Below are 21,240 nucleotides of genomic sequence, written 5' to 3'. Positions count from 1 at the left end.
ATAAGAACCAAACCACATGATTTCAAATGTGTATTTTCTGTGAAGTCGTTTACTAATAAAGACGACTAAGTTATAATCATTTTGATTTTGGTAAGGAGGATCAAAGGCATAATTTATTTTGTAAGCGTTTTAAATTAAATTTAATTAAGGAGTAAAAATATGACAAAGTTTAAACTATCATCAATGAGTCTACGAACACTACAAATAATGCTCATTGTGCTAATCGTTATTATTCCAGATTCTATTATTTTTTCTTATATCTATAAAACCGTTACCAATTCTATGCAAAAACAATTAAACAATAGCGCAACAAACAGTGTTCATTTGCTAAATAATAATATTACAGAGTTTATTAGTGGTGAAGAGCACGTTTTAAATAACATAAGTAAGCATCTATCAGGTGATTTTGAACAAAAGCAGGCCATGCAGACACTGCTCGATTACATACATGAAACTGATAACAGTAGTAATGCCTTCACTTTAGGCAATGTAAAGGGTCAATACGTTCGTTCGCCCAATGTTAAAGTAACGAACGATGTCAGACAGGAGCTTTGGTACAGGGAAGCCATGGCTCATCCAGGAAAAGTGATCATTACCCCACCTTTTGTCTCAACATTAACAAAACAAATAACAGTTATTATCGCAAAGACAACCCCTGATAACAAAGCTGTTATAAGTATGGATGTTAAGATAAGCTCTTTAGAACAGTTAACAAAACAAGTTACCGTGGGCAATAGCGGTTATGCGTTTTTACTGGATGAAGAAATGAAATGGATTGCAAATCCAAAGTCGAAAGTGGGTTCCAAAGCAGCTGAATTATTAAGAAATAAATTGGCTCATTCCTCAAATGGAACGTTTACCGATACTCGTTATCAAAGTAATGATGAGATCTTCTTTACAACAAATTCACTAACTGGATGGAAAATAGGTGGTGTTATGTCAGCCAAGGATATAAACACTATTGTTCATCCTCTTATATTAAAACTAAGTGTTATTGCGATGATAACCTTAGTTATTATCATCATCCTTGCTTGGCTATTTATTTTCTATAAAATCATTCGTCCACTGGACATCTTTGTTAATATATTTTCAAAAATAGGATCTGGGGATCTCACACGCAGTTTAGGAAAAGAGGTTGCCGCTAATAAGGAATTTACGAAAATGTCACATAGTGTCAATAAAATGATTGATTCTTTAAAAGTTTTGTTTGCTAGTATTCGAGAAAAGTCTGAATTGCTAGCTGCCTCTTCTGAAGAACTCACAGCGTCTACCGAAGAAAATAAAGCTACATCTGATGAGATTGCTCACTCCATTCAAGAGGTGGCATCAGGAGCGGAGGAACAATCTAAACGTGTCGACGACTCTATGAAAAATGCTGATGCGATTCAAGCGGCCTTGACCCATATTGAGAATAGAATTGATCACTTAAATGATACTTCTGAAAAATCGATGTCTACAGTTAACAATGGATTGAATGCCGTCACCCTAACGACTCAACAAATGAATTCGATTAAATCGATCGTTGAGGATCTTTCATCTATTGTAGATAACCTAAGCCATCGTTCAGGTGAAATTGGTAAAATTATTAATGTCATTAACGATATCGCCGAACAAACTCACCTTTTATCATTAAATGCAGCTATCGAAGCTGCTAGAGCCGGCGAAGAAGGTAAAGGATTTGCTGTCGTTGCCGAGGAAATTAGGAAGCTCGCTGATCAATCCTCTCAATCAACCAAACAAGTTCATAATACGATTACTTTGATACAAAATGAAACAAATCTAGTTGTTGAATCCATGAACAGAAGCGTTGAAGAAGTAGAAAAAGGGATACGTGTTGTAGATAAAACTGGCCATGCTTTCAATAGTATCAATACATTTTCTAAAACAGTAGAAGAGCAAATACAAGCTGTTATTGAAGCCATCAATACAATTTCTGAAGCAACGACTCAATCAATAAATTCATTTAATCCAATAGCTAAACTTGCAGATAATACATCTGCCTATTCACAAAGTGTATCTGCAGCAACTGAAGAACAACTCGCTTCGATGGAAGAAGTTGCAAGTAATGCCGAAAGTCTATCTAAAATGGCTGATGAACTTCAAGCATCCATTTCTAAATTTAAAATTAATTAAATCAGTAAACGATCTAAAAGTGAAAACCCCTCCAAATCAGGCTAACCTGCTTGGAGGGATTTCTAATAGGATGATTACCCAATCGAACCTTCCATTTCGAACTTGATAAGTCGGTTCATTTCAACGGCATATTCCATTGGGAGTTCTTTCGTAAATGGCTCGATGAAGCCCATGACGATCATTTCAGTCGCCTCTTGTTCAGTTACACCACGGCTCATTAAATAAAAGAGCTGTTCTTCCGAAACTTTGGATACTTTTGCTTCATGTTCAAGTGAAACATAAGGGTTCAAAATTTCATTGAATGGAATCGTATCCGACGTCGATTGATTATCCAAGATCAACGTATCACATTCGATGTTCGAACGTGAATTGGTTGCTTTTTTACCAAAGTGGACAATACCACGGTAAGTTACTTTTCCGCCATGTTTAGAAATAGATTTCGATACGATGGTCGATGACGTATTGGGTGCCAAATGAATCATTTTAGCTCCTGCATCTTGGTGTTGGCCTTTACCAGCGATGGCGATTGACAAGGTATTGCCTCGTGCACCTTCACCTTTAAGGATAACAGCAGGGTATTTCATCGTTAATTTAGAGCCGATGTTTCCATCAATCCATTCCATCGTGGCATTTGCATAAGCTACAGCACGTTTTGTTACAAGGTTATAAACGTTATTTGCCCAGTTTTGAATCGTTGTATAACGGCAATATGCGTCTTTCTTAATAATAATTTCAACAACCGCACTGTGTAGCGAGTTTGTTGTATAAACAGGTGCCGTACATCCTTCAACATAATGAACCGACGCGCCTTCGTCAACAACGATGAGCGTCCGTTCAAATTGCCCCATGTTTTCGGAGTTAATCCGGAAATATGCTTGAAGTGGCGTTTCACACTTAATTCCTTTAGGAACGTAGATGAAAGAACCACCAGACCAAACGGCTGAGTTGAGTGCAGCAAACTTGTTGTCTGAATAAGGAATAACGGTACCGAAATATTCTTTAAAGAGCTCTTCATTTTCACGTAGAGCGGAATCCGTATCTTTAAAGACAATTCCCATTTCTTCAAGATCTTTTTTCATGCTATGATAAACAACCTCGGATTCATATTGGGCAGACACACCAGCAAGGTATTTTTGTTCAGCTTCTGGAATTCCTAATTTATCAAATGTTCGTTTGATTTCATCAGGAACCTCATCCCATGTTTTACCTTGAGCTTCAGATGGTTTAACATAATACGTAATATCATCAAATTTGAGATCATTTAGATTTCCACCCCATTGCGGCATGGGTCTTTTGTAAAATTGCTCTAATGATTTCAAACGATATTCTAGCATCCATTCAGGCTCATTTTTTCTTTTTGAAATATCTTCTACGATTTCTTTTGTCAAGCCACGTTCTGCACGGTATACTGATACGTCTTTATCGACAAAGCCATATTTGTAATCGCCAATTTCAGGCATTTGTTTTGCCATGTTGTGGAACCCTCCTTATAAGATATGTGTTATCTATGATTAACGCTTTTTTCCATTGCTTTCCATGCGAGTGTTGCACATTTGATTCTTGCCGGAAACTTACATACACCTTGAAGTGCCTCAATATCACCAAGATCCAGTCCAAGTTCCTCTTCGTCCACATCTTTTCCAAGCATCATTTCAGAAAAATAATGGGACATTTTTAAAGCTTCTTCTACAGATAATCCTTTAATCGCTTCAGTCATCATGGAAGCTGATGACATGCTGATGGAACAACCTTCACCCGTGAATTTAGCATCCGTAATTTTATCATTTTCCACTTGAAGGTGTAATTGAATACGATCTCCACAAGTGGGATTATTCATATTAATGACAAGCTTATTCTCACTGTCCAATTCACCGCGATTTCGAGGATTCTTATAATGATCCATAATCACACTTCGATAGAGTTGATCGAGATTATTAAAAGACATGTCCAAAGAACTCCTTCGTTTTCTTTATCCCTTCCACAAGTCTGTCTATATCATCTTTTGTGTTATACAAATAGAAGCTTGCACGGACTGTGGCAGAAACATTCAAACATTTCATCAGCGGCTGCGCACAGTGGTGACCAGCTCTTACAGCAATCCCTTCTGCATCTAGCACCGTAGATACATCATGAGGATGAACCCCTTCGATATTAAAGGTTACGAGACCGCCTCGTTTTTTTGGTCCGTAGATTGAAATACCTTCAACTTCCGATAAAACATCAAGAGCATAAGTTGCAATTTCATTTTCATGAGCATGAATCTCATCCATTCCAACTTGATTTAAAAAGTCAATGGCTGCTCCAAGCCCAATAGCCCCTGCGATCGTTGGTGTACCTGCTTCAAATTTCCAAGGGAGTTCTTTCCAAGTTGAGTCATATAAACCAACAAACTCAATCATATCTCCACCTGTTTCCACAGGCTCCATGTTTTCTAGAAGATCTTGTTTCCCATATAGAACGCCAATGCCTGTTGGGCCAAGCATCTTATGACCCGAAAAAGCGTAGAAGTCCACGTCAAGATCTTGAACGTCAACGGGCATGTGAGGTGTGCTTTGCGCCCCATCCACAACAATGACCGCTTGATGCTCGTGGGCTATTTTGGCTATTTCTTTAACTGGATTAATGGTACCCAAAACGTTTGAAACATGGGTGACCGCAACGATTTTTGTTTGATCTGTAATCGTTTCTTTAATATCTTCTAGGCTCAGTGTACCGTCTTCTTGCATCGGAATATACTTTAGTGTCGCCCCTGTCAGTTTAGCTACTTGCTGCCAAGGAATGAGGTTCGCATGATGCTCCATCGGTGTGATCACAATTTCATCACCCTCATGAACCTTGGCCCTACCATAGCTTTGTGCGACTAAGTTAAGTGAAGTCGTTGTCCCGCGTGTAAAGATAACCTCTGATGTTGATTTTGCATTGATAAATTGACGTGCTTTTTCTCTGGCATTTTCATAGCCTTCAGTCGCCATAGTACCTAATGTATGAACACCGCGATGAACATTAGAATTATATTCTTTATAATATGTTGAAATAGCATCAATGACAGTATTCGGTTTTTGAGACGTAGCCCCACTATCTAGATAAACGAGAGGATGTCCATTGACTTCCTGATCAAGTATCGGAAAGTGGCGTTTAATGAGTGCCTCGTCCATTAGCGAACTTTCCTTTCAATAGCTGCTGTGAGCTGAGCTTTGACACTTTCTATTTGGAGTTGTTCAACAACAGGTTCAAGGAACCCATGAATGATTAAACGTTCAGCTTCAGAACGTGAAATCCCACGGCTCATCAAATAATAGAGTTGAACAGGATCGATACGGCCCACAGAAGCGGCGTGCCCAGCCATAACATCATCTTCATCAATTAAAAGAATTGGATTGGCATCTCCTCTGGCCCCTTCACTTAGCATCAAGACGCGTTGCGTTTGATCACCATTTGATTTAGAAGCACCGTGTTCAATCTTAGTACGACCATTAAATATGGCTTGAGCTTGATCCTTCTGTACACCATGAATTAAAATGTTACTTTCTGTATTTGTTCCTATATGAACAATATAGTTATCGAAATTTTGTTTTTGATCACCGCGGCCAATACTAACGGCTTTCGTATGAGATACCGCACCTTCACCCACAAGTTCAGTAACATTTTCAGACACCGTATTTCCATCATTCATTTGACCAAATGCCCACTCTAGCTGACCATAGCGTCCGACTTGACCTTGTCTATTCACATAAACGGTCACATCTTTTGAAAAGTAATCGACAGCTCCAAATTTTACTTGAGCATTATCTTCAACGTATACTTCTGTTAAAAGATTAGCTACACCTTCAATATTTTCATGATCCGACACATAATTCTCTACATAAGTTAAGGCGCTCCCTTGATCTGCCACAAGGATGGAGTGGTTAATTAAGCCAAAATTTTCTGCATCTTGAAAATAGACCGTCTGTAAAGGTTTTTCTATAACAACGTTTTTAGGAATATAAACAAATGTTCCTGAATTTAAGATCGCTGCATTTAATGCTGAAAGACGATGTTTATCGACTTTACCCGCTTTAAAATAATATTTTTTAACAAGATCGCCATGTTCAATGATCGCCGTTTGCAAATCCGTTATGATAACCCCTTTGTCTTGCAATTCTTTTGAAATTGAAACATATGCTTTATGTCCATTGTGTTGAACAAGGATGGCTGCATATTGATCTTCGGCACCGACAACCTTTGCTGCTTCAGAAGGTAAATCATTAAGACTTGAGACTTCTGTCCCTCTTGTTTTATAGTTAAAGTCTGTAAAATTCCATCCAATAATTCTCGTTTTTTCCGTTCTTGGTAAAGGCAACGTTTGAACAAGTTCGTATGCATGCGTGCGAAAATCCGTTAACCATTCTGGTTCATTTAGTTCTTTTGAAAAACTCACAATATCATTTGTATCATATTGTAGGGTTTTTAATTCGGTTGACATACTATTCCTCCTACCTCATCATTTATCCGATTCAATCATGAGCATCATAATAAATATGAAAAAAGTTGGCTTTGAAAGTTTCCAAAGCCAGATCTTTATTTAACACTTAAGCTATAAGGCCTCTGTCTGCGCCTTATAGGCCTCGCAATCGGCAAGTTTTCTTTACACTTTAAAACAGTTAAAATTTCAAGGTTTAAAGTATAAGGGCAACTAGCATAATCTTCTTCGATTAAGTATCGAGTTGTCGCGAAGGCGAAGCCGTAGTGACACATTCTAAGCCTCTGTCTGCGCCTTTCAGGCTGGCCAATCGGCAAGTTTTCTTTATGCTTCTACTGTTTCGTCTTCAATACCCAATTCTTCTTTAATCCAGTCGTAACCATGGGCTTCAAGTTTTTCAGCTAATTCAGGACCACCTGATTTTACAATACGTCCTTGCATCATCACGTGGACTTTATCTGGTTTAATATAATTTAACAGTCTTTGATAGTGGGTAATGATGAGGCAGCCAAATTCAGGAGAACGCATTTCATTAACTCCTTTGGCTACAAATTTCAATGCATCAATATCGAGTCCGGAGTCAATTTCATCTAATATCGCAAAATGCGGTTGTAACATCATCAATTGTAAGATTTCGTTACGTTTTTTCTCCCCACCAGAGAATCCTTCATTTAGATAACGTTGTGCAAATTCTTGATCCATATCTAAAAGATCCATACGTTTATCTAATTGTTTGATAAACTTCATAAGCGGGATTTCATTTCCTTCTTCTCGTCTCGCATTAATGGCCGTTCTAAGGAAGTCTGCATTGGTTACTCCACTCACTTCACTTGGATATTGCATGGCTAAAAATAGACCAGCGCGGGCACGTTCATCGACTTCCATATCAAGCAAATCTTTACCATCAAGCGTTGCTTTTCCTTGTGTGACTTCGTATTTTGGGTGACCCATAAGAGCAGAAGCAAGTGTTGATTTACCTGTTCCGTTTGGTCCCATAACTGCGTGGATTTCCCCACCATTTATTTCAAGGTTAAAACCTTTAACTATGTGTTTATCCTCAATGGATACATGTAAATCTTCAATTTTTAAATTAGGTACAGACATTCTCTATAACCTCCATTTTATCTTCGTTCTTGGAATTATAATTTCATTCTCAATCTATTCTCATTATCATCTTATATCAAATCCAAAAACTTATCAACTGATACCCATTACTATTTTAATGTTATAAAAGGGTAAAAACATATCAAAGATTCATTCTGTTTTTTCGTTTTTCGTTTATAAAGAATCTGCTAAACGTATCTTAGTTTAGCTTTTCCTCAATATCATTTTTCATCCGCCTTCGAGTAGTGTAACCTCTTTCTCTACCTAAAAAAAAAATCACCTTCAGAACCATGTTCTAAAGGTGATTTTCTTCTATTATTTAACAGGCAAGACAGCGCCTTTGTATTTTTCTTTAATAAAGTTTTGAATGTCTTTTGAATGTAGAACATTGATGAGCTCTTTAATGGCTTTTTTCTTTTCATCGCCTTTATTGACAGCCACAATATTGGCATAAGGAGATTTAGAACCTTCAAGGATTAATGCATCTTTGTTTGGCGTAAGATTGGCTTGTAAGGCAAAGTTGGTATTAATCGCAAACAGATCAGCTGTATTATTTTGATATGCTTTTGGCAATAGTGCAGGTGCGATTGGTGATAAAAATTTCAAGTGCTTGAAGTTATCAATGTCTTTTAAAGTGGCCGTGACTTTATCGACGCCTGGTTTAATTTTAACAAGACCTTTTGACTCAAGTAACAAAAGAATTCGCCCTTGTTCGGATTGGTTATTACTTATTTGAACGGTAGCACCATTTTTAATGTCACTGACGTTTTTATATTTTTTCGAATAGATACCAAATGGTTCAATGTGAATTTTACCAGCGTTCACTAAATTGGTTTTGTGTTGTTTGTTATATAGATTTAGAAATGGGACATGTTGAAAATAATTGGCATCAATTTGTTTCGATGCTAAAGCTTTATTCGGAAGAACATAATCTTGGAATACTTTAATTTTCAAGTTAATCCCTTTTTTCTTAAGTAACGGTTGTGCTTTTTTCAAAATTTCAGCATGTGGAACAGCTGATGCTCCAACAGTGAGTGTTGTTTCTTTTGATGATGAAGATTTTCCACAAGCAGCTAAAACTAAAATTAAAGATAGGGATAATAGCACTAACGATATTTTTTTCATTGTAATCTTCTCCTTCTGTTTCGTTTTCTCTATTTTTTGTATTCGGTTAGTTACTCTTTAAATAACCAATTAACAACACATGATGAACACTCCCTTCAAGCAGCCTAAGATTTATCTCTTATCGACTTGGCGTGTCATGATATCACCAATAAATTGAACGATAAAGACGATAATCAATATAATAATTGTGGCAACTAACGTAATATCATTTTGATTGGCTTGAAATCCATCGTTAAAGGCAAGGGTTCCAAGCCCCCCCGCGCCAACAACACCAGCCATCGCTGTGTTACCGATTAAAGCAATCAGCGTAACCGTAATTCCTGATAAGAGAGCAGGAAGCGCTTCTGGTAATAAAACTTTCCATATGATTTGCCATTTGCTTGCTCCACCAGCTTGTGCGGCCTCAATGACCCCCTTATCGATTTCACGAAGTCCAATCTCGACTAAACGTCCGTAAAATGGGGCAGCGCCAATTATAATAGATGGAAGGGCTGCAGAAGCGCCGATCATGGTCCCGATAATCACCACGGTTAAAGGAATTAACAAAATGATGAGAATAATAAATGGGATCGCTCTAAATATGTTGACGATAGCCGATACAATCCGATAGATAAAGACATTTTCATATAAACTTCCTTTTGCTGTTACATACAATAAGAGCCCTAATAAAAGTCCAAGAATAAATGTAAATACACCAGAAATGAGCGTCATATAAAGTGTTTCGCCTGTCGCTACCCACATGGCATTCCAATCTACATTAGGAAATAGCTGCGCCATGTTCAATCACCTCCACAAGCACACCTTTCGATTTAACAAAATCAATGGCTTTTTCAATATTTTTTTCTTGATCACCGTCAATGTGAAGCACTAGTGTACCTAATGCTCCCTCTTGAGTATGTGAAATTTTCCCCCATACAATGTTAATCGTTAAGGATGTGTCTCGATAAATGTCATTGACAATCGGTTGTTCGGCTATATCACCATTAAACGTTAATTTCACAACTTTTCCTGAACGATGAGTAGATAAAATATCTTCTATTGAAGAGGCCCATTCATCACTCTCATTTACTTGTTTAACGAATTCCTTCGTGATGTCTTCTTTAGGATGATTAAAAACATCCTTGACACGTCCTTCTTCTACAATATGGCCTTTGTCCAAAACACCCACGCGATGGCATATGCTTTGAATGACATGCATTTCGTGTGTAATTAAAACAATGGTTAGCCCAAGATTCCGATTAATTTTAACAAGTAATTTGAGGATTGAATTCGTCGTCTTCGGATCGAGAGCAGAGGTCGCTTCGTCACAAAGCAGCACTTTTGGATTATTAGCTAGCGCTCTGGCAATACCCACTCTTTGTTTTTGACCGCCACTTAATTGCGATGGATAGGACTTGTCTCTTCCTTCTAATCCAACTAACGTGATCAGCTCTTTCACGCGTTCCTTGCGAACTTTCTTAGGGACTTTCGCAATCTCAAGTGGAAATTCAATGTTTTCAGCTACGGTGCGTGACCAAAGTAGATTAAAATGTTGAAAAATCATGCCTATTTTTTGTCTCTCTCTTCTAAGCTTTTTACCTGTTAGTTGAGAGAGATCTTGATTATGAACCCTTATAGAACCGGATGTTGGCTGTTCGAGAAGATTGATCAATCGGATTAAGGTACTCTTACCTGCACCGCTGTAACCAATGATGCCAAAAATCTCGCCTTCTTTTACATCAAGACTAATGTCTTTTAAAGCTTCTACAGGACCATTACTTGTTTGATATATTTTGGTTATATTATCAAGTCTAATCATGATGTCCTCCTAATACATAAACAAAAACGTATTAACGAAAATCCGTATACTTTGTAACAACATAATAAATATAAACGTTATTTTAACTATATGGGTGTGACTCAGGTTAAAAGGTAATCCACACCAAACATGCCTATCATGTATAGCTAGTTGAATTATATATTAACTCATTAAATTAATAAACATACTCGGATTATTTCAAAATTTTTATAAAACTGCAAAAGTAAGAAAAAAGCTTATTTACAAATGAACCATCTATCATGTATCTTGGTATGAATTCATACAACTAACTTTGGATGCTTATCTTTACTTTTTTCTAATGCTTGATCTATATCTTTTAATAAATCATTCACATTTTCAATGCCGACAGATAACCGAACAAGATCTTCCGTGACTCCTACTTTGATTAAATCATCACCACTTAATTGTTGATGGGTTGTCGATGCTGGATGGATAACAAGGGATTTTGCATCACCGACATTCGCTAATTGTGACCAAAGAGACAAATTATCGATAAATGTTTTTCCAGCTTCTAAACCGCCCTTAATACCAAACACAACGATCGATCCATATCCATTTGACAAGTAATAGTCAGCAAGTTCATGGCTTGGGTGATTTTTAAGTCCAGGATAGTTAACCCAACTCACAAGTGGATGCTGACTTAGATGCTCAGCGACTTTTTTTGCATTATCATTATGTGCTTTGACTCTTAAATGGAGTGTTTCAAAGCCTTGTAAAATTAAAAATGCGCTAAAAGGACTCAGTGCAGCACCAAAGTCTCTTAATAATTGTGTCCTAGCTTTCGTAATATATCCTGCTCTACCTAGATCTAGTCCATATCTCAACCCATGATAACCAGGATCAGGCTCCACAAATTCTGGAAAATTACCATTGGTCCAATCAAATTGACCGCTATCGACAATGAGACCACCTATCGTACTCCCATGGCCACCAATCCATTTCGTCGCAGAGTGAACAACAATATCCGCTCCGAAGTTAAATGGTCTTGAAACATATGGGGTTGCAAATGTGTTATCAACGATTAAAGGAATTCCCGCTGCATGTGCGATATCCGATACTGCCTCAACATCAAGCACATGAAGACTCGGATTTCCAATGATTTCACCAAATACGGCTTTTGTATTTGATTGAATTGTCGCTTTAAAATTTTTAGGGTCCGTCGGATCAACAAAACTGACATCTATCCCATATTTAGATAAAGTCGAATTGAATAAGTTATATGTCCCGCCATATAAATTTGATGCAGCAACAATATGATCGCCGCTACCGGCTATGTTTAGAATAGAGTAGGCAATGGCGGCCATGCCTGAGGCTGTAGCTAAAGCACCTACCCCACCTTCAGCAAGAGCGATTCTTTTTTCGAGAACCTCTACGGTTGGATTGCCAATTCTTGAATAGATATGCCCCTCTTCTTCTAAACCAAAAAGTTTTCTCGCATGCTCCGTATTTTCAAACACATAAGAGCTTGTTTGATAAATAGGCACCGCTCGTGATCCAGTTGTCGGATCAGGTTCTTGCCCCCCATGTAGAAGCACTGTTTCTAATTCATAATTTTTCTCTTCAAATCCCATTTCTTTCACTCCTTAAGTTTTTTATCAATCAAAAACTTGAACACTCTTCAAACGCCATATGCTATCAAACGATAAAGCTTGTAATGGTGAAGACACATCAAAAAATGTGAGAATTCTAGGCACTAAAAAAAATATATGAATGCCAATTCTTTAGGAGAAAGAGAGGCGTCAATCACTTATCTTCAGCAATTCAATGAGATGCTTTATATAAGTAAAAAACCCCTCAGATAAGAGGGGTTTTATGTATATAAACCGCTCTTATCTGCCAAAAGTCTTCACTTTTGCAGGAATTAGCACCTTCCCAAATTACTTGAAGTAATAAGGGGGTTGCCGGGCATCATAGGGCCAGTCCCTCCGCCTCTCTGGATAAGAGATCTATTCTTTTTTGTTTGTTAGTGTAATATGAATACTAACACGGTTGTGACTCACTGTCAATTGGTATATTATTAAAATTATTAAAATTTAAAGTGCGTGTTCAAAAAGGTGACAAATTAGAGTAAGAAGATCAAGGCGGCGTTGTTTTGAGGACCGGAATGTAGGTTTTTACTACATGAGGACCGGAAAAACGAGCGGGCGCCGAGATTCGTAGCTTATCATTTGGTGACTTTTTGAACAACCTCTTAAGGAGATGCATAAGCATGTATGCACCACAGTTTACTCTATTTGAATTACAATCAAGAAAAAACGTCTCACTTTCTGACTTTCAAGGCATGCCCGTCATGTTAACTTTTTGGGTTTCATGGTGCCCTGACTGCCAAAGAGATATGCCGAATAAGATTCAGTTTTATCAATCATTAGATAAAAATACATTAGCTTTTCTCACAGTCAATGTAACGGGCCGTGAACATTCTCCAGAATCAGGTCCACAATTTGTATATGATCATCAGCTTCCCTTTCCAGTTTTAATAGATCAAGGAAGAGAGCTTTATGATGCATTTGGGTGTACTGGCGTACCAACAACCATCATCTTGGATAGAAACCATGAAATTGCTTATCAATTTGGTGACAAAGCCTCATTTTACGATATATTACAAGCCTTATCTTCCGTTTTAAATCAGTAAAACAACCTAATAAGTTGTCTTTTTTACACCCTGAACAATCATATCCCTTTTTAGGCATAACTTAACAAACAAGGGTCGCGTTAAAAATTAACTCGTCTCTTGTTTATTTGGTATCACGTTTAAGTAATTCCCATTATTGAATAAGTCATATCCTAAGAGTAATTTATCCTACAAATAAAGTTTATAAAATTAATAATAGCTAATACATTGGATTGGTTTTTATTTTGCTAATTGAGATCATGAATATTTCATCCAGTACTTTTGATCTAATTTAAAACTAGAAGAATCATTTTTTTCTTTTATTTGGACATCTTTTTGATTTTCTTCTAACGGAGTTCCCATGCTTCTTAATTGTTGAAGTGGGATATTTTTGACTTGGTCAATCGTTATAGTGTGATGATTACGCAAGGCATCTAAATAAAACAGATATTTTCCAGTAGAAAAGTGCTGACCTATCGCTTTCTTTCTTTCCTCTATTGATGCATCACGCATTTGATAGTCACTATAACCAAGTTTTACGAGTTTTGGACGATTCGTTTCAAGTGTATGAAGTAAATGAGCCCTTATTTTACTTACATCTGATTTACTCGCTGCATGTGTTAATGTTGTTGTCACCATAAACATCGGATCTTTTTCCACAGGATTAGATTTCTCCATCTGTGACATAAGGTTAGGAAGAAACGTTTTAAGTGACACATCTTCATCGCTCATTTGATTGAGTAATTGTTCTGCTTCCTTATTAAAGCTTCGTGTTTGAATAACATTCAATTTATTATTTAAACTAATTTCAAGACTTGGAAAAGCATCGATACTGACATAGGCTGCCGTATCCTCACTCGTATTCATTCGTTTCACCATCATTAAATACATCATTAATGACAAACAAACAACCATCGCACTAATGGTAAAAAGTATCATAAGACGTTTCATATTAATGAGTGAGAGATCATCGTATAATACTCTTTGTCCCACTGATAGATTCACAGTCTTTTTTAATTTAACAGATTTAAAACTTCCATCCTTTGTCAATACGACTGCACATCGTCCATCCTTCGATACAACAATTCCTTGATCCAGGGTTCTTCCCCCCCTCTTTTTAGGACAGTGTTTCCGGTTCGATATAAGATTGCAAAGCAGCAAATCCACCGATGTAGATTAGCGCTAATGCTATAATATACTTTCGATTCCTTTCAATGGTTTTACGACTGCATTGAACATAATTTAACAGCTCTTGAATAGGTAATCGTTTCTTTTTTTGTAAAAATTGAACCATTTTATCGTTGCTAACAAGTAGTCTAGCCACAACTTTTGCATTTTCCCTAGCATCGACATGTTTCGGGCAATGTTTACTCAATACATTGAATGTAATGCCATATTGCAATAACATTTGCTCATATTCTTCGATTTGAACCATACGTTCTTCAATCTGCTGCTGCTCTTCATAGTGACTGATGGCTACTTGTTGTTCAATATAGCTTTCTTCAAGTCCATTCTCATCATCGCTATCAACATAATCTAGAAAAATGTGCTTTACTTGCCTTGTCTCTTTTCTAATAAAGTCAATAATCCGGCGTCTTATAACCATATCAGCAAAAGTCAAAAACTTACTTCCTTGGCCCTTGCGATATTGATTCATGGCTTCATTAAATGCGACAAGCCCAATACTAAATTCATCCATTGTATGGTCTATAAAACGATTGCAGACTTTTGATACCACTTTTTTTATAAAAGGTTGATAGGCTTCGAGAATACGATTTCTAAGCGACTCATCACCTTGTTGGATTTTATATATATTATTTTCAAGTGTTAAGGTTTGACCGCCCTCAACAGTTAATTGATTTTTATTTAATGTATTTAAAGTATTCATGTATACGATTCACCTCTCGCATTTCGTTCTAACTTTGTTATATCACGAATAATGACGTTCTTTAATATTGTGAAATTTTTTTGTTAAGATGACCGATATTGGGTCAAAAAAAATACTCACGATATCCGTCTATTCCTTTATAACACGAAATAAGAGACTAAAAAGATACAGTTACATAAAAATACACGTCAAACGTTTAACAAATAAGGCAAAACGATAACAATATTACAGGTGTCGTATTTTTTATACTTAAAATAAATAAACTGCAATACAGTTGCAACCTTTTTAAAATTTGTTCATGTTAGATAGATTTTAGTAATCTATGTAGTTTTGTCACTGATTCAAAAGAGTAGATGACATTTTGAACTTCATGATGATGAAGGATCATTAAACAGGGGACACTTGATATTTTTTCATTCATAACAAAGTGTGTCCATTCATTTACACGGCAATGATAAAGTTCTGGAGGCGTTTTTAATGCTTCCATAGCAATCAGAAGCATCCGTTCAGCCAATTGGCATGTACCACAAAGTGGCGAAGTAAAAAAAAGAAGAATCTGTTGACCGTGATTAATATTTGGCAATGACCGTTCTTTTAATTCAATCATTCGATGCTCCTTTCCAATTTATAAGGATGATTTGTCATAATTAAATTTATCAAGTATTGGACAGGCGTCTTATTACTAACAACTTCCTATTATAGTGCGTGTTCAAAAAGGTGACAATTATCGAGGCGGCGCTGTTTTGAGGACCGGAATAAACAAGCGTGCGCCGAGATTCGTAGCTTATCATTCGGTGCCTTTTTGAACAACCTCTTATACTGAATGAACAGTAAAAAACCTGTTAGTTGTCCTAACAGGCATAGAAAGACTCTCTTTATTCTTCACTGATCATTTTCTCATAAGCTTCTGCATCTAACAGTTTTTCTAATTCGGATGGATCTGATGGTTCTAGAACGATCATCCATGCCTTGTCATACGGAGATTCATTAACAAATTCGGGTGAGTCTTCAAGTTCCTCGTTGATTTCGACTACTTTTCCACTTACTGGAGCATAGAGTTCAGAAACTGTTTTAACAGATTCAACACTACCAAATGGTTCATCAGCCTCAAGTTCATCGCCAACTTCTGGTAGTTCAACAAATACTATGTCACCTAACTCGTCCTGAGCGAAATCAGTAATTCCGATTCTAACTTTCCCATCTTCTTTTTTTACCCATTCGTGCTCTTCTGAATAGATTAATTCATTAGGTACACCCATCCTTGCATTCCTCCGTTTATATGTATTTATATTGTTATCTTATAATAACCATCCGCGTTCATCAAGGCGAATTGTATGATTATTCTTTTTCCCAATTATGTTTAAATGTCTCCTCTTTAAACCCTACTGTTACATGATTTTCATCTGCAACTAAAGGACGTTTGATTAACATCCCATCCGAAGCAAGGATGGATAATAATTCGTCTTGGGTTGCCTCATTAATTTTATCTTTCAATCCTAACCCGCGATATTTCTTCCCACTGGTATTGAAAAACTTTTTAATTGGTAACCCGCTTCGCTCAACATAAACTTTCAATTCTTCTTTTGAAGGTGGTGAGTCAACGATATGGACATTGCGGTACTCAACTTCCCGATCATCTAACCATTTCTTTGCTTTTCTTGATGTACCACATTTTGGATATCCATAAAAAGTGATCACGACGGTATCTCCTCCCCATTTTCATTCATCCCATAGTATATACGATTATTCACATGAATACACATATCGTGATTTCCTCACATCATCTGTTTTCTTGTTATACAATCCATTCTTAATCATTTACAGCCAAAACCAAATAAATCAAATTCTAAATATTTTTAATATCATTTTACAGGTGATATGATTCAATTAATAGAAGAAAAAGCCCAGATTAAGCAGGTATATATTTACCATAGCCATAAATTACAAAATCCGCAATATGATCAATAGAGAGGAGATTGTTCATGACGAAACGTACCATAACGACAAATGATCTATATTCTTTTAATTATTCTGGTTCACCTCGTTTTTCTCCTAATGGAAGTCATATCGTATATGTTGTCACAACCACTTCAAAAGAGAAGAACGGATACGCTTCTTCCCTCTATTTGTCTCATAAACAACAACGTTCTATCGCCCTTACCCGCCCATACGCTGATAAGAACGTTCGAGATCACTCACCATTCTGGTCAAAAGACGGCAAATGGATCTATTTTCTCTCCGATCGAGTTAAAAATCAGCAAGTGTGGCGGATTGCCTCTTCAGGAGGAGAAGCAGAGAAAGTGACAACATTTGAACATTCAGTTCAACATTTTGCCTTATCTAATGATGGGCATAAATTAGTTTGTCAACTATCTATTCCGCTCGAAAAAGAGACAGATAATGATGATGTCACGATCGTAACACAACTTCGCTACTTAGCTAATGGAACAGGAATAATACTTAAAAGTCCGCAGTTATTTCTTCTTAATTTGACTAAGCCAAATGAAAAGGCAAAAGCCTTAACAATGGCGTGCGAGCGACTCCATTCTGCCATTTTTTCAACAGATGATAACGCCATTTTTTACTGTAAAGGGAAATCAAATCCCGAAAAACACGATTATTTATATTCACTCTATGAATATGATCTTCTAACCGATCAAGAAAATAAGTTATATGATGGAAAGGGCTCAATCTATAATGTACAACCCTCGCCTAATGGACAATATGTTGCTTTTTGTGGACATGATGATGGTGAAGTGAGTCCACAAAATAATGGAATATGGCTATACTCCCTAACTAATAGGACCTGCTCATGTATCACTCACGAAGAGAAATACTCCATTGGTCAGTATATTAGTACAGATGCTCGATTTGATAAAGGAAATCCAGATTTTGTTTGGAATGCTAATAGTGATTCTCTAACATATCTTGTCACCGTTCATGGAGGTACCTCTTTAAGAACCGTCGATCTTTATGGAAGGATAAGCTCAAATTATGAATCACCGGACGAAGTCATCACATCGTTTGATAGAGTTGGATCGGCTTTTACCTTTATTGCAGAAACACATACAACAATAGGTGACCTGTACTTCTTAAAAGACCGTCATAAATCACAATTATCCTGCCATAATAAAACACTTTTTGATCAATTAATGATCTCAGAGCCTAAAGCCTTTCATTATAAGAGTGAAGATGATTGGGAAATAGACGGTTGGATTATTTTTCCGCCATTACTTGAAAAAAGCAAAAAAGTGCCTGTTGTTCTAGAAATTCATGGTGGTCCTGCTTCTGCGTATGGAAATACGTTTTCCCATGAATTTCAATGTCTTGCGGCAGAAGGTTACGCTGTTGTCTATACAAATCCACGAGGCAGCCAAGGTCGTGGTTCAGAATTTACAGCTGCTTGTTATGGCGATTGGGGTAAGAAAGATCGACTAGATATTTTAAATGGGTTAGATTATGCACTAGAACATTTTTCTTGGTGTGATAGAGAGAAGCTGTTTGTAACCGGTGGAAGTTATGGTGGATTTATGACAAATACCATTATTGGACAAACGTCTCGTTTCACGGCTGCTGTAACCCAACGTTGCATTAGCAATCTCTATAGTTTTTTTGGTACAAGTGATATAGGTTACTATTTTGGTTCCCGTGAACTAGGTAACGTTGATTTATGGGAAGATGAAGAACAAATTATGTCATTTTCACCCATTCGCTATGCCAAACAGGTTACCACTCCTGCCTGCATTATTCACAGTGAAGAAGATTACCGTTGTCCAATCGAACAAGCAGAGCAATGGTATGTTGCATTGAAACGTCTCGGTGTAGAGACTCGATTTGTTCGAATAAAAGGTGAAAACCATGAATTATCAAGAAGCGGAAAACCAAAAAATCGAATCAGCCGATTGCATGAAATCATTAATTGGTTTAATCGTTATTCATAATCTGATTAGGCGACTTATTAATTAAGTCGCTTATTTCTATGGATAACTCATTTATGCTTCGTACCATTTGCCACTCCACCTTTATGCATGACTGAAAGTCGCATAATACTTGTTTACCCACTTGACGGACAATAAAATACTGATTGAAGTTTCATTTTATACGAATGGGAGAAAAATTAGGCTGATCTACAATCTCTTACATCAACATTTCTATTAAATAGATAACCTTTCAATCTAATCTATATGTATTTTTTGGATAATTAATCCATTTTTTCTAGTAAAATCAGGTAACTTTATTTTTACCCCTATTAACCCTCAAAAACTCCGAAACTTATGAGCACAAGGAGGGAGAAATACAACATGAATAAAAAACTACTAAGTATCGCATTAACAGCAGGACTTATTTTACCAGGAGTAGCAGCAACACATGCCAACGCAGAAACTAAGCCGGTGAATTATAAAGTTTGTACAGCTTCTGAAAAAGTTGTGAAATTTGAAAAGGTCAATATCCATGAATTGATCAAAAAGTACAACTTACCTGAGCTTGAAAAACTTATCAAAGAACAGCAATCTAAAAAACCAGTAAATCATCCTAAAGAAACAACAACAAACCATAAACAAGAGTCTAACTCAAATTCTACTCATAAACCTGCTGATTCAAATACAAAAAAACCAGCACAACCAACAAATACAGAGAAGCCAGCAAAACAAGATAATGTAAGCAAGCCTTCTACTCAGGCACCAGCACCATCTAAACAACCAGCTTCAAATAGTGAAAATAAACCAGCAGCAAATCAAAGCAATTCAGCCCTTAATGCATTTGAAAATAAAGTCGTTGAACTAACAAACCAACAACGTGCGAAGCAAGGTTTAAAACCACTTCAAATCGATACAAAATTATCTAAAATGGCTCGTGACAAATCAAAAGACATGAAAGATAAAAACTACTTTGATCACCAATCACCAACATACGGATCACCTTTTGACATGATGAAATCTTATGGTATTTCTTACTCTACAGCAGGAGAAAATATCGCAGCAGGACAAAAAACACCACAAGATGTCGTTAACGCTTGGATGAATAGTGAAGGTCACCGTAAAAATATCATGAATAGTCATTTTACGCATATTGGTGTAGGATATGTTGATGGCGGTGCTAAAAGAACCTATTGGACACAAGAGTTTATTGGTAAATAAGAATCCTATTTTTAACCTCACATTTGTGAGGTTTTTTTATGACGTAAAATAAGTCTATCGGAAATTCTAGGTATCTTTCAGCTTAGTTAAATTTATTATTCATTCATAACCGGTTTCATAAAAAAGGGCCATAACAATCTATTACCGACTGTTATGGCTTTTTTTTAGTGGGTTATTTCTGTTAAGTCTCTTACCAAAACTTCTGCTTTGTTTTCTGGATGGTCAATATAATTAACAATGACCGTGTCTTTCTTCTCGTGAATTTTTTCAAGAAAGACCTCTTCTCCATTATATGTTACCGTAATCATTTCGGGCGAAGCGATTATCTTCTTAGCTCGTTCAACACTGATCATAGGGTATCCTCCTTTCTAAGTATCACTCCTATTATTTCTCTTTTCAAAAAACGTATACACAAACCATTTTCAAATAAATAAAAATGATAACCTCCGCATAGGATGTAAGTGTAAAGGGGGACGGACCGCCATGAACAAATCTCGTCGTATTTCTTTTTTGTTTTTGGTCATATTCCTCATAACCCTTAGTATTCTTATTTTTTATCTTATTAAAACCACAGCAAAGCATGAAGCAATTAACACGGTAAAAGAATTTTATCGTGAAGAGCAAAAAGGAAATTTTGGGACGTCATATGATCTTTTTCATAGTTCTATGCACCAACATTTTACTAAAGATCAATATATTCAAAAACGAGCTCATGTTTTCATGCAAGATTTTGGCACAAAGAGCTTCGATTTTACAATTGGAGATGTCGTACATTTAAAGGAATGGTCATACAACAAAGAAGAAAGCCCTATAAAGGATGTGTTTCAAATATCCATTAGCTTAACTTTTCATAGCGTTTTTGGTGTTTTTTCACTAGAACAAGACGTCTATGTCGCAAAACAGAAGAATGAATGGCGCATTCTTTGGGAGTACGAATAGTGGCCCTGGCACCATTCCTACTTC

At 36.6% G+C, this 21,240-nt stretch carries 20 protein-coding genes and 1 riboswitch; of the genes, 5 read left to right on the top strand and 15 right to left on the bottom strand.

Annotated elements, in window-relative coordinates; all coding sequences use genetic code 11:
- The first annotated feature begins 159 nt into the window (after nt 1-159).
- Nucleotides 160-2,133, top strand: a complete 1,974-nt coding sequence (locus FG390_RS07270) for a methyl-accepting chemotaxis protein (RefSeq protein WP_141190376.1) — start codon at nt 160-162, stop codon at nt 2,131-2,133.
- A gap of 74 nt (nt 2,134-2,207) precedes the next feature.
- On the opposite strand, the gene sufB is transcribed toward FG390_RS07270, so the two are convergent.
- The 9 genes from sufB to FG390_RS07225 form a co-directional block, all read right to left on the bottom strand.
- Nucleotides 2,208-3,605, bottom strand: coding sequence for a Fe-S cluster assembly protein SufB (gene sufB, locus FG390_RS07265; protein ID WP_141190375.1), 1,398 nt, complete (start codon nt 3,603-3,605; stop codon nt 2,208-2,210).
- Nucleotides 3,606-3,634: 29 nt separating this feature from the next.
- Complete coding sequence (gene sufU, locus FG390_RS07260) at nt 3,635-4,078, bottom strand: Fe-S cluster assembly sulfur transfer protein SufU (protein ID WP_141190374.1); 444 nt, start codon at nt 4,076-4,078, stop codon at nt 3,635-3,637.
- Entirely contained in the window at nt 4,068-5,288 is a 1,221-nt protein-coding gene (locus FG390_RS07255) for a cysteine desulfurase (protein WP_141190373.1), read from the bottom strand. The genes sufU and FG390_RS07255 overlap by 11 nt, the downstream gene beginning before the upstream one ends.
- Nucleotides 5,288-6,595, bottom strand: coding sequence for a Fe-S cluster assembly protein SufD (gene sufD, locus FG390_RS07250; RefSeq protein WP_141190372.1), 1,308 nt, complete (start codon nt 6,593-6,595; stop codon nt 5,288-5,290). The genes FG390_RS07255 and sufD overlap by 1 nt, the downstream gene beginning before the upstream one ends.
- A gap of 321 nt (nt 6,596-6,916) precedes the next feature.
- Complete coding sequence (gene sufC / locus FG390_RS07245) at nt 6,917-7,696, bottom strand: Fe-S cluster assembly ATPase SufC (RefSeq protein ID WP_141190371.1); 780 nt, start codon at nt 7,694-7,696, stop codon at nt 6,917-6,919.
- A 315-nt stretch (nt 7,697-8,011) separates the two neighbouring features.
- The gene (locus FG390_RS07240; protein ID WP_141190370.1) at nt 8,012-8,821 is read right to left on the bottom strand and encodes a MetQ/NlpA family ABC transporter substrate-binding protein; all 810 of its coding nucleotides are present in this window, start codon (nt 8,819-8,821) and stop codon (nt 8,012-8,014) included.
- 111 nt (nt 8,822-8,932) lie between these two features.
- Nucleotides 8,933-9,598, bottom strand: coding sequence for a methionine ABC transporter permease (locus tag FG390_RS07235; RefSeq protein WP_141190369.1), 666 nt, complete (start codon nt 9,596-9,598; stop codon nt 8,933-8,935).
- Nucleotides 9,579-10,619 (bottom strand): methionine ABC transporter ATP-binding protein, encoded by a 1,041-nt coding sequence (locus FG390_RS07230; protein WP_141190368.1) that lies wholly within the window; start codon nt 10,617-10,619, stop codon nt 9,579-9,581. Before FG390_RS07230 ends, FG390_RS07235 begins: the two co-directional genes overlap by 20 nt.
- A 278-nt stretch (nt 10,620-10,897) precedes the next feature.
- Nucleotides 10,898-12,211: an O-acetylhomoserine aminocarboxypropyltransferase/cysteine synthase family protein gene (locus FG390_RS07225; RefSeq protein ID WP_141190367.1), complete on the bottom strand. Its 1,314-nt coding sequence runs from the start codon at nt 12,209-12,211 to the stop codon at nt 10,898-10,900.
- Nucleotides 12,212-12,466: 255 nt separating this feature from the next.
- Nucleotides 12,467-12,584: riboswitch (SAM riboswitch) on the bottom strand.
- Nucleotides 12,585-12,849: 265 nt separating this feature from the next.
- Here FG390_RS07225 and FG390_RS07220 point away from each other — a divergent pair.
- Nucleotides 12,850-13,272, top strand: coding sequence for a TlpA family protein disulfide reductase (locus FG390_RS07220; RefSeq protein ID WP_141190366.1), 423 nt, complete (start codon nt 12,850-12,852; stop codon nt 13,270-13,272).
- A 237-nt stretch (nt 13,273-13,509) separates the two neighbouring features.
- On the opposite strand, the gene FG390_RS07215 is transcribed toward FG390_RS07220, so the two are convergent.
- The 5 genes from FG390_RS07215 to FG390_RS07195 all read right to left on the bottom strand — a co-directional run bounded on the left by FG390_RS07215 (nt 13,510) and on the right by FG390_RS07195 (nt 16,837).
- Nucleotides 13,510-14,418, bottom strand: a complete 909-nt coding sequence (locus FG390_RS07215; protein ID WP_141190365.1) for an anti-sigma factor domain-containing protein — start codon at nt 14,416-14,418, stop codon at nt 13,510-13,512.
- Complete coding sequence (gene sigI, locus FG390_RS07210) at nt 14,369-15,139, bottom strand: RNA polymerase sigma-I factor (RefSeq protein ID WP_141190364.1); 771 nt, start codon at nt 15,137-15,139, stop codon at nt 14,369-14,371. Before sigI ends, FG390_RS07215 begins: the two co-directional genes overlap by 50 nt.
- A gap of 301 nt (nt 15,140-15,440) precedes the next feature.
- Nucleotides 15,441-15,746, bottom strand: a complete 306-nt coding sequence (locus FG390_RS07205) for a thioredoxin family protein (protein WP_141190363.1) — start codon at nt 15,744-15,746, stop codon at nt 15,441-15,443.
- A gap of 268 nt (nt 15,747-16,014) precedes the next feature.
- Complete coding sequence (gene gcvH, locus FG390_RS07200; protein ID WP_141190362.1) at nt 16,015-16,398, bottom strand: glycine cleavage system protein GcvH; 384 nt, start codon at nt 16,396-16,398, stop codon at nt 16,015-16,017.
- A 79-nt stretch (nt 16,399-16,477) separates the two neighbouring features.
- On the bottom strand, nt 16,478-16,837 hold the full coding sequence (locus tag FG390_RS07195; RefSeq protein WP_141190361.1) for an arsenate reductase family protein: 360 nt from the start codon (nt 16,835-16,837) through the stop codon (nt 16,478-16,480).
- 284 nt (nt 16,838-17,121) lie between these two features.
- Between FG390_RS07195 and FG390_RS07190 the strand changes: the two genes are divergently transcribed.
- Nucleotides 17,122-19,080, top strand: a complete 1,959-nt coding sequence (locus tag FG390_RS07190; RefSeq protein ID WP_141190360.1) for a S9 family peptidase — start codon at nt 17,122-17,124, stop codon at nt 19,078-19,080.
- 360 nt (nt 19,081-19,440) lie between these two features.
- The gene (locus FG390_RS07185; RefSeq protein ID WP_141190359.1) at nt 19,441-20,277 is read left to right on the top strand and encodes a CAP domain-containing protein; all 837 of its coding nucleotides are present in this window, start codon (nt 19,441-19,443) and stop codon (nt 20,275-20,277) included.
- 164 nt (nt 20,278-20,441) lie between these two features.
- Here the strand turns inward: FG390_RS07185 and FG390_RS07180 are convergent, their stop codons facing one another.
- Nucleotides 20,442-20,630 carry an H-type small acid-soluble spore protein gene (locus FG390_RS07180; RefSeq protein ID WP_141190358.1) on the bottom strand — a complete coding sequence of 63 codons (189 nt, stop codon included), beginning with the start codon at nt 20,628-20,630 and terminating at the stop codon, nt 20,442-20,444.
- Nucleotides 20,631-20,760: 130 nt separating this feature from the next.
- Here FG390_RS07180 and FG390_RS07175 point away from each other — a divergent pair, with 130 nt between their 5' ends.
- Entirely contained in the window at nt 20,761-21,216 is a 456-nt protein-coding gene (locus FG390_RS07175) for a hypothetical protein (protein ID WP_141190357.1), read from the top strand.
- The last annotated feature ends 24 nt before the right edge of the window (nt 21,217-21,240 follow it).

This window comes from Terrilactibacillus laevilacticus (genome assembly GCF_006517395.1).
In the GTDB taxonomy this organism is placed as follows: Bacteria; Bacillota; Bacilli; order Bacillales; family Sporolactobacillaceae; genus Terrilactibacillus; species Terrilactibacillus laevilacticus.
This window is presented reverse-complemented; position numbering and strand designations above follow the sequence as displayed.

Bases quoted from the DNA above. Each gene is read 5' to 3' on its own strand.
- FG390_RS07270 (WP_141190376.1), top strand. From the start codon at position 160: ATGACAAAGTTTAAACTATCATCAATGAGTCTACGAACACTACAAATA.
- sufB (WP_141190375.1), bottom strand. From the start codon at position 3,605: ATGGCAAAACAAATGCCTGAAATTGGCGATTACAAATATGGCTTTGTC.
- sufU (WP_141190374.1), bottom strand. From the start codon at position 4,078: ATGTCTTTTAATAATCTCGATCAACTCTATCGAAGTGTGATTATGGAT.
- FG390_RS07255 (WP_141190373.1), bottom strand. From the start codon at position 5,288: ATGGACGAGGCACTCATTAAACGCCACTTTCCGATACTTGATCAGGAA.
- sufD (WP_141190372.1), bottom strand. From the start codon at position 6,595: ATGTCAACCGAATTAAAAACCCTACAATATGATACAAATGATATTGTG.
- sufC (WP_141190371.1), bottom strand. From the start codon at position 7,696: ATGTCTGTACCTAATTTAAAAATTGAAGATTTACATGTATCCATTGAG.
- FG390_RS07240 (WP_141190370.1), bottom strand. From the start codon at position 8,821: ATGAAAAAAATATCGTTAGTGCTATTATCCCTATCTTTAATTTTAGTT.
- FG390_RS07235 (WP_141190369.1), bottom strand. From the start codon at position 9,598: ATGGCGCAGCTATTTCCTAATGTAGATTGGAATGCCATGTGGGTAGCG.
- FG390_RS07230 (WP_141190368.1), bottom strand. From the start codon at position 10,619: ATGATTAGACTTGATAATATAACCAAAATATATCAAACAAGTAATGGT.
- FG390_RS07225 (WP_141190367.1), bottom strand. From the start codon at position 12,211: ATGGGATTTGAAGAGAAAAATTATGAATTAGAAACAGTGCTTCTACAT.
- FG390_RS07220 (WP_141190366.1), top strand. From the start codon at position 12,850: ATGTATGCACCACAGTTTACTCTATTTGAATTACAATCAAGAAAAAAC.
- sigI (WP_141190364.1), bottom strand. From the start codon at position 15,139: ATGAATACTTTAAATACATTAAATAAAAATCAATTAACTGTTGAGGGC.
- FG390_RS07205 (WP_141190363.1), bottom strand. From the start codon at position 15,746: ATGATTGAATTAAAAGAACGGTCATTGCCAAATATTAATCACGGTCAA.
- gcvH (WP_141190362.1), bottom strand. From the start codon at position 16,398: ATGGGTGTACCTAATGAATTAATCTATTCAGAAGAGCACGAATGGGTA.
- FG390_RS07190 (WP_141190360.1), top strand. From the start codon at position 17,122: ATGACGAAACGTACCATAACGACAAATGATCTATATTCTTTTAATTAT.
- FG390_RS07185 (WP_141190359.1), top strand. From the start codon at position 19,441: ATGAATAAAAAACTACTAAGTATCGCATTAACAGCAGGACTTATTTTA.
- FG390_RS07180 (WP_141190358.1), bottom strand. From the start codon at position 20,630: ATGATCAGTGTTGAACGAGCTAAGAAGATAATCGCTTCGCCCGAAATG.
- FG390_RS07175 (WP_141190357.1), top strand. From the start codon at position 20,761: ATGAACAAATCTCGTCGTATTTCTTTTTTGTTTTTGGTCATATTCCTC.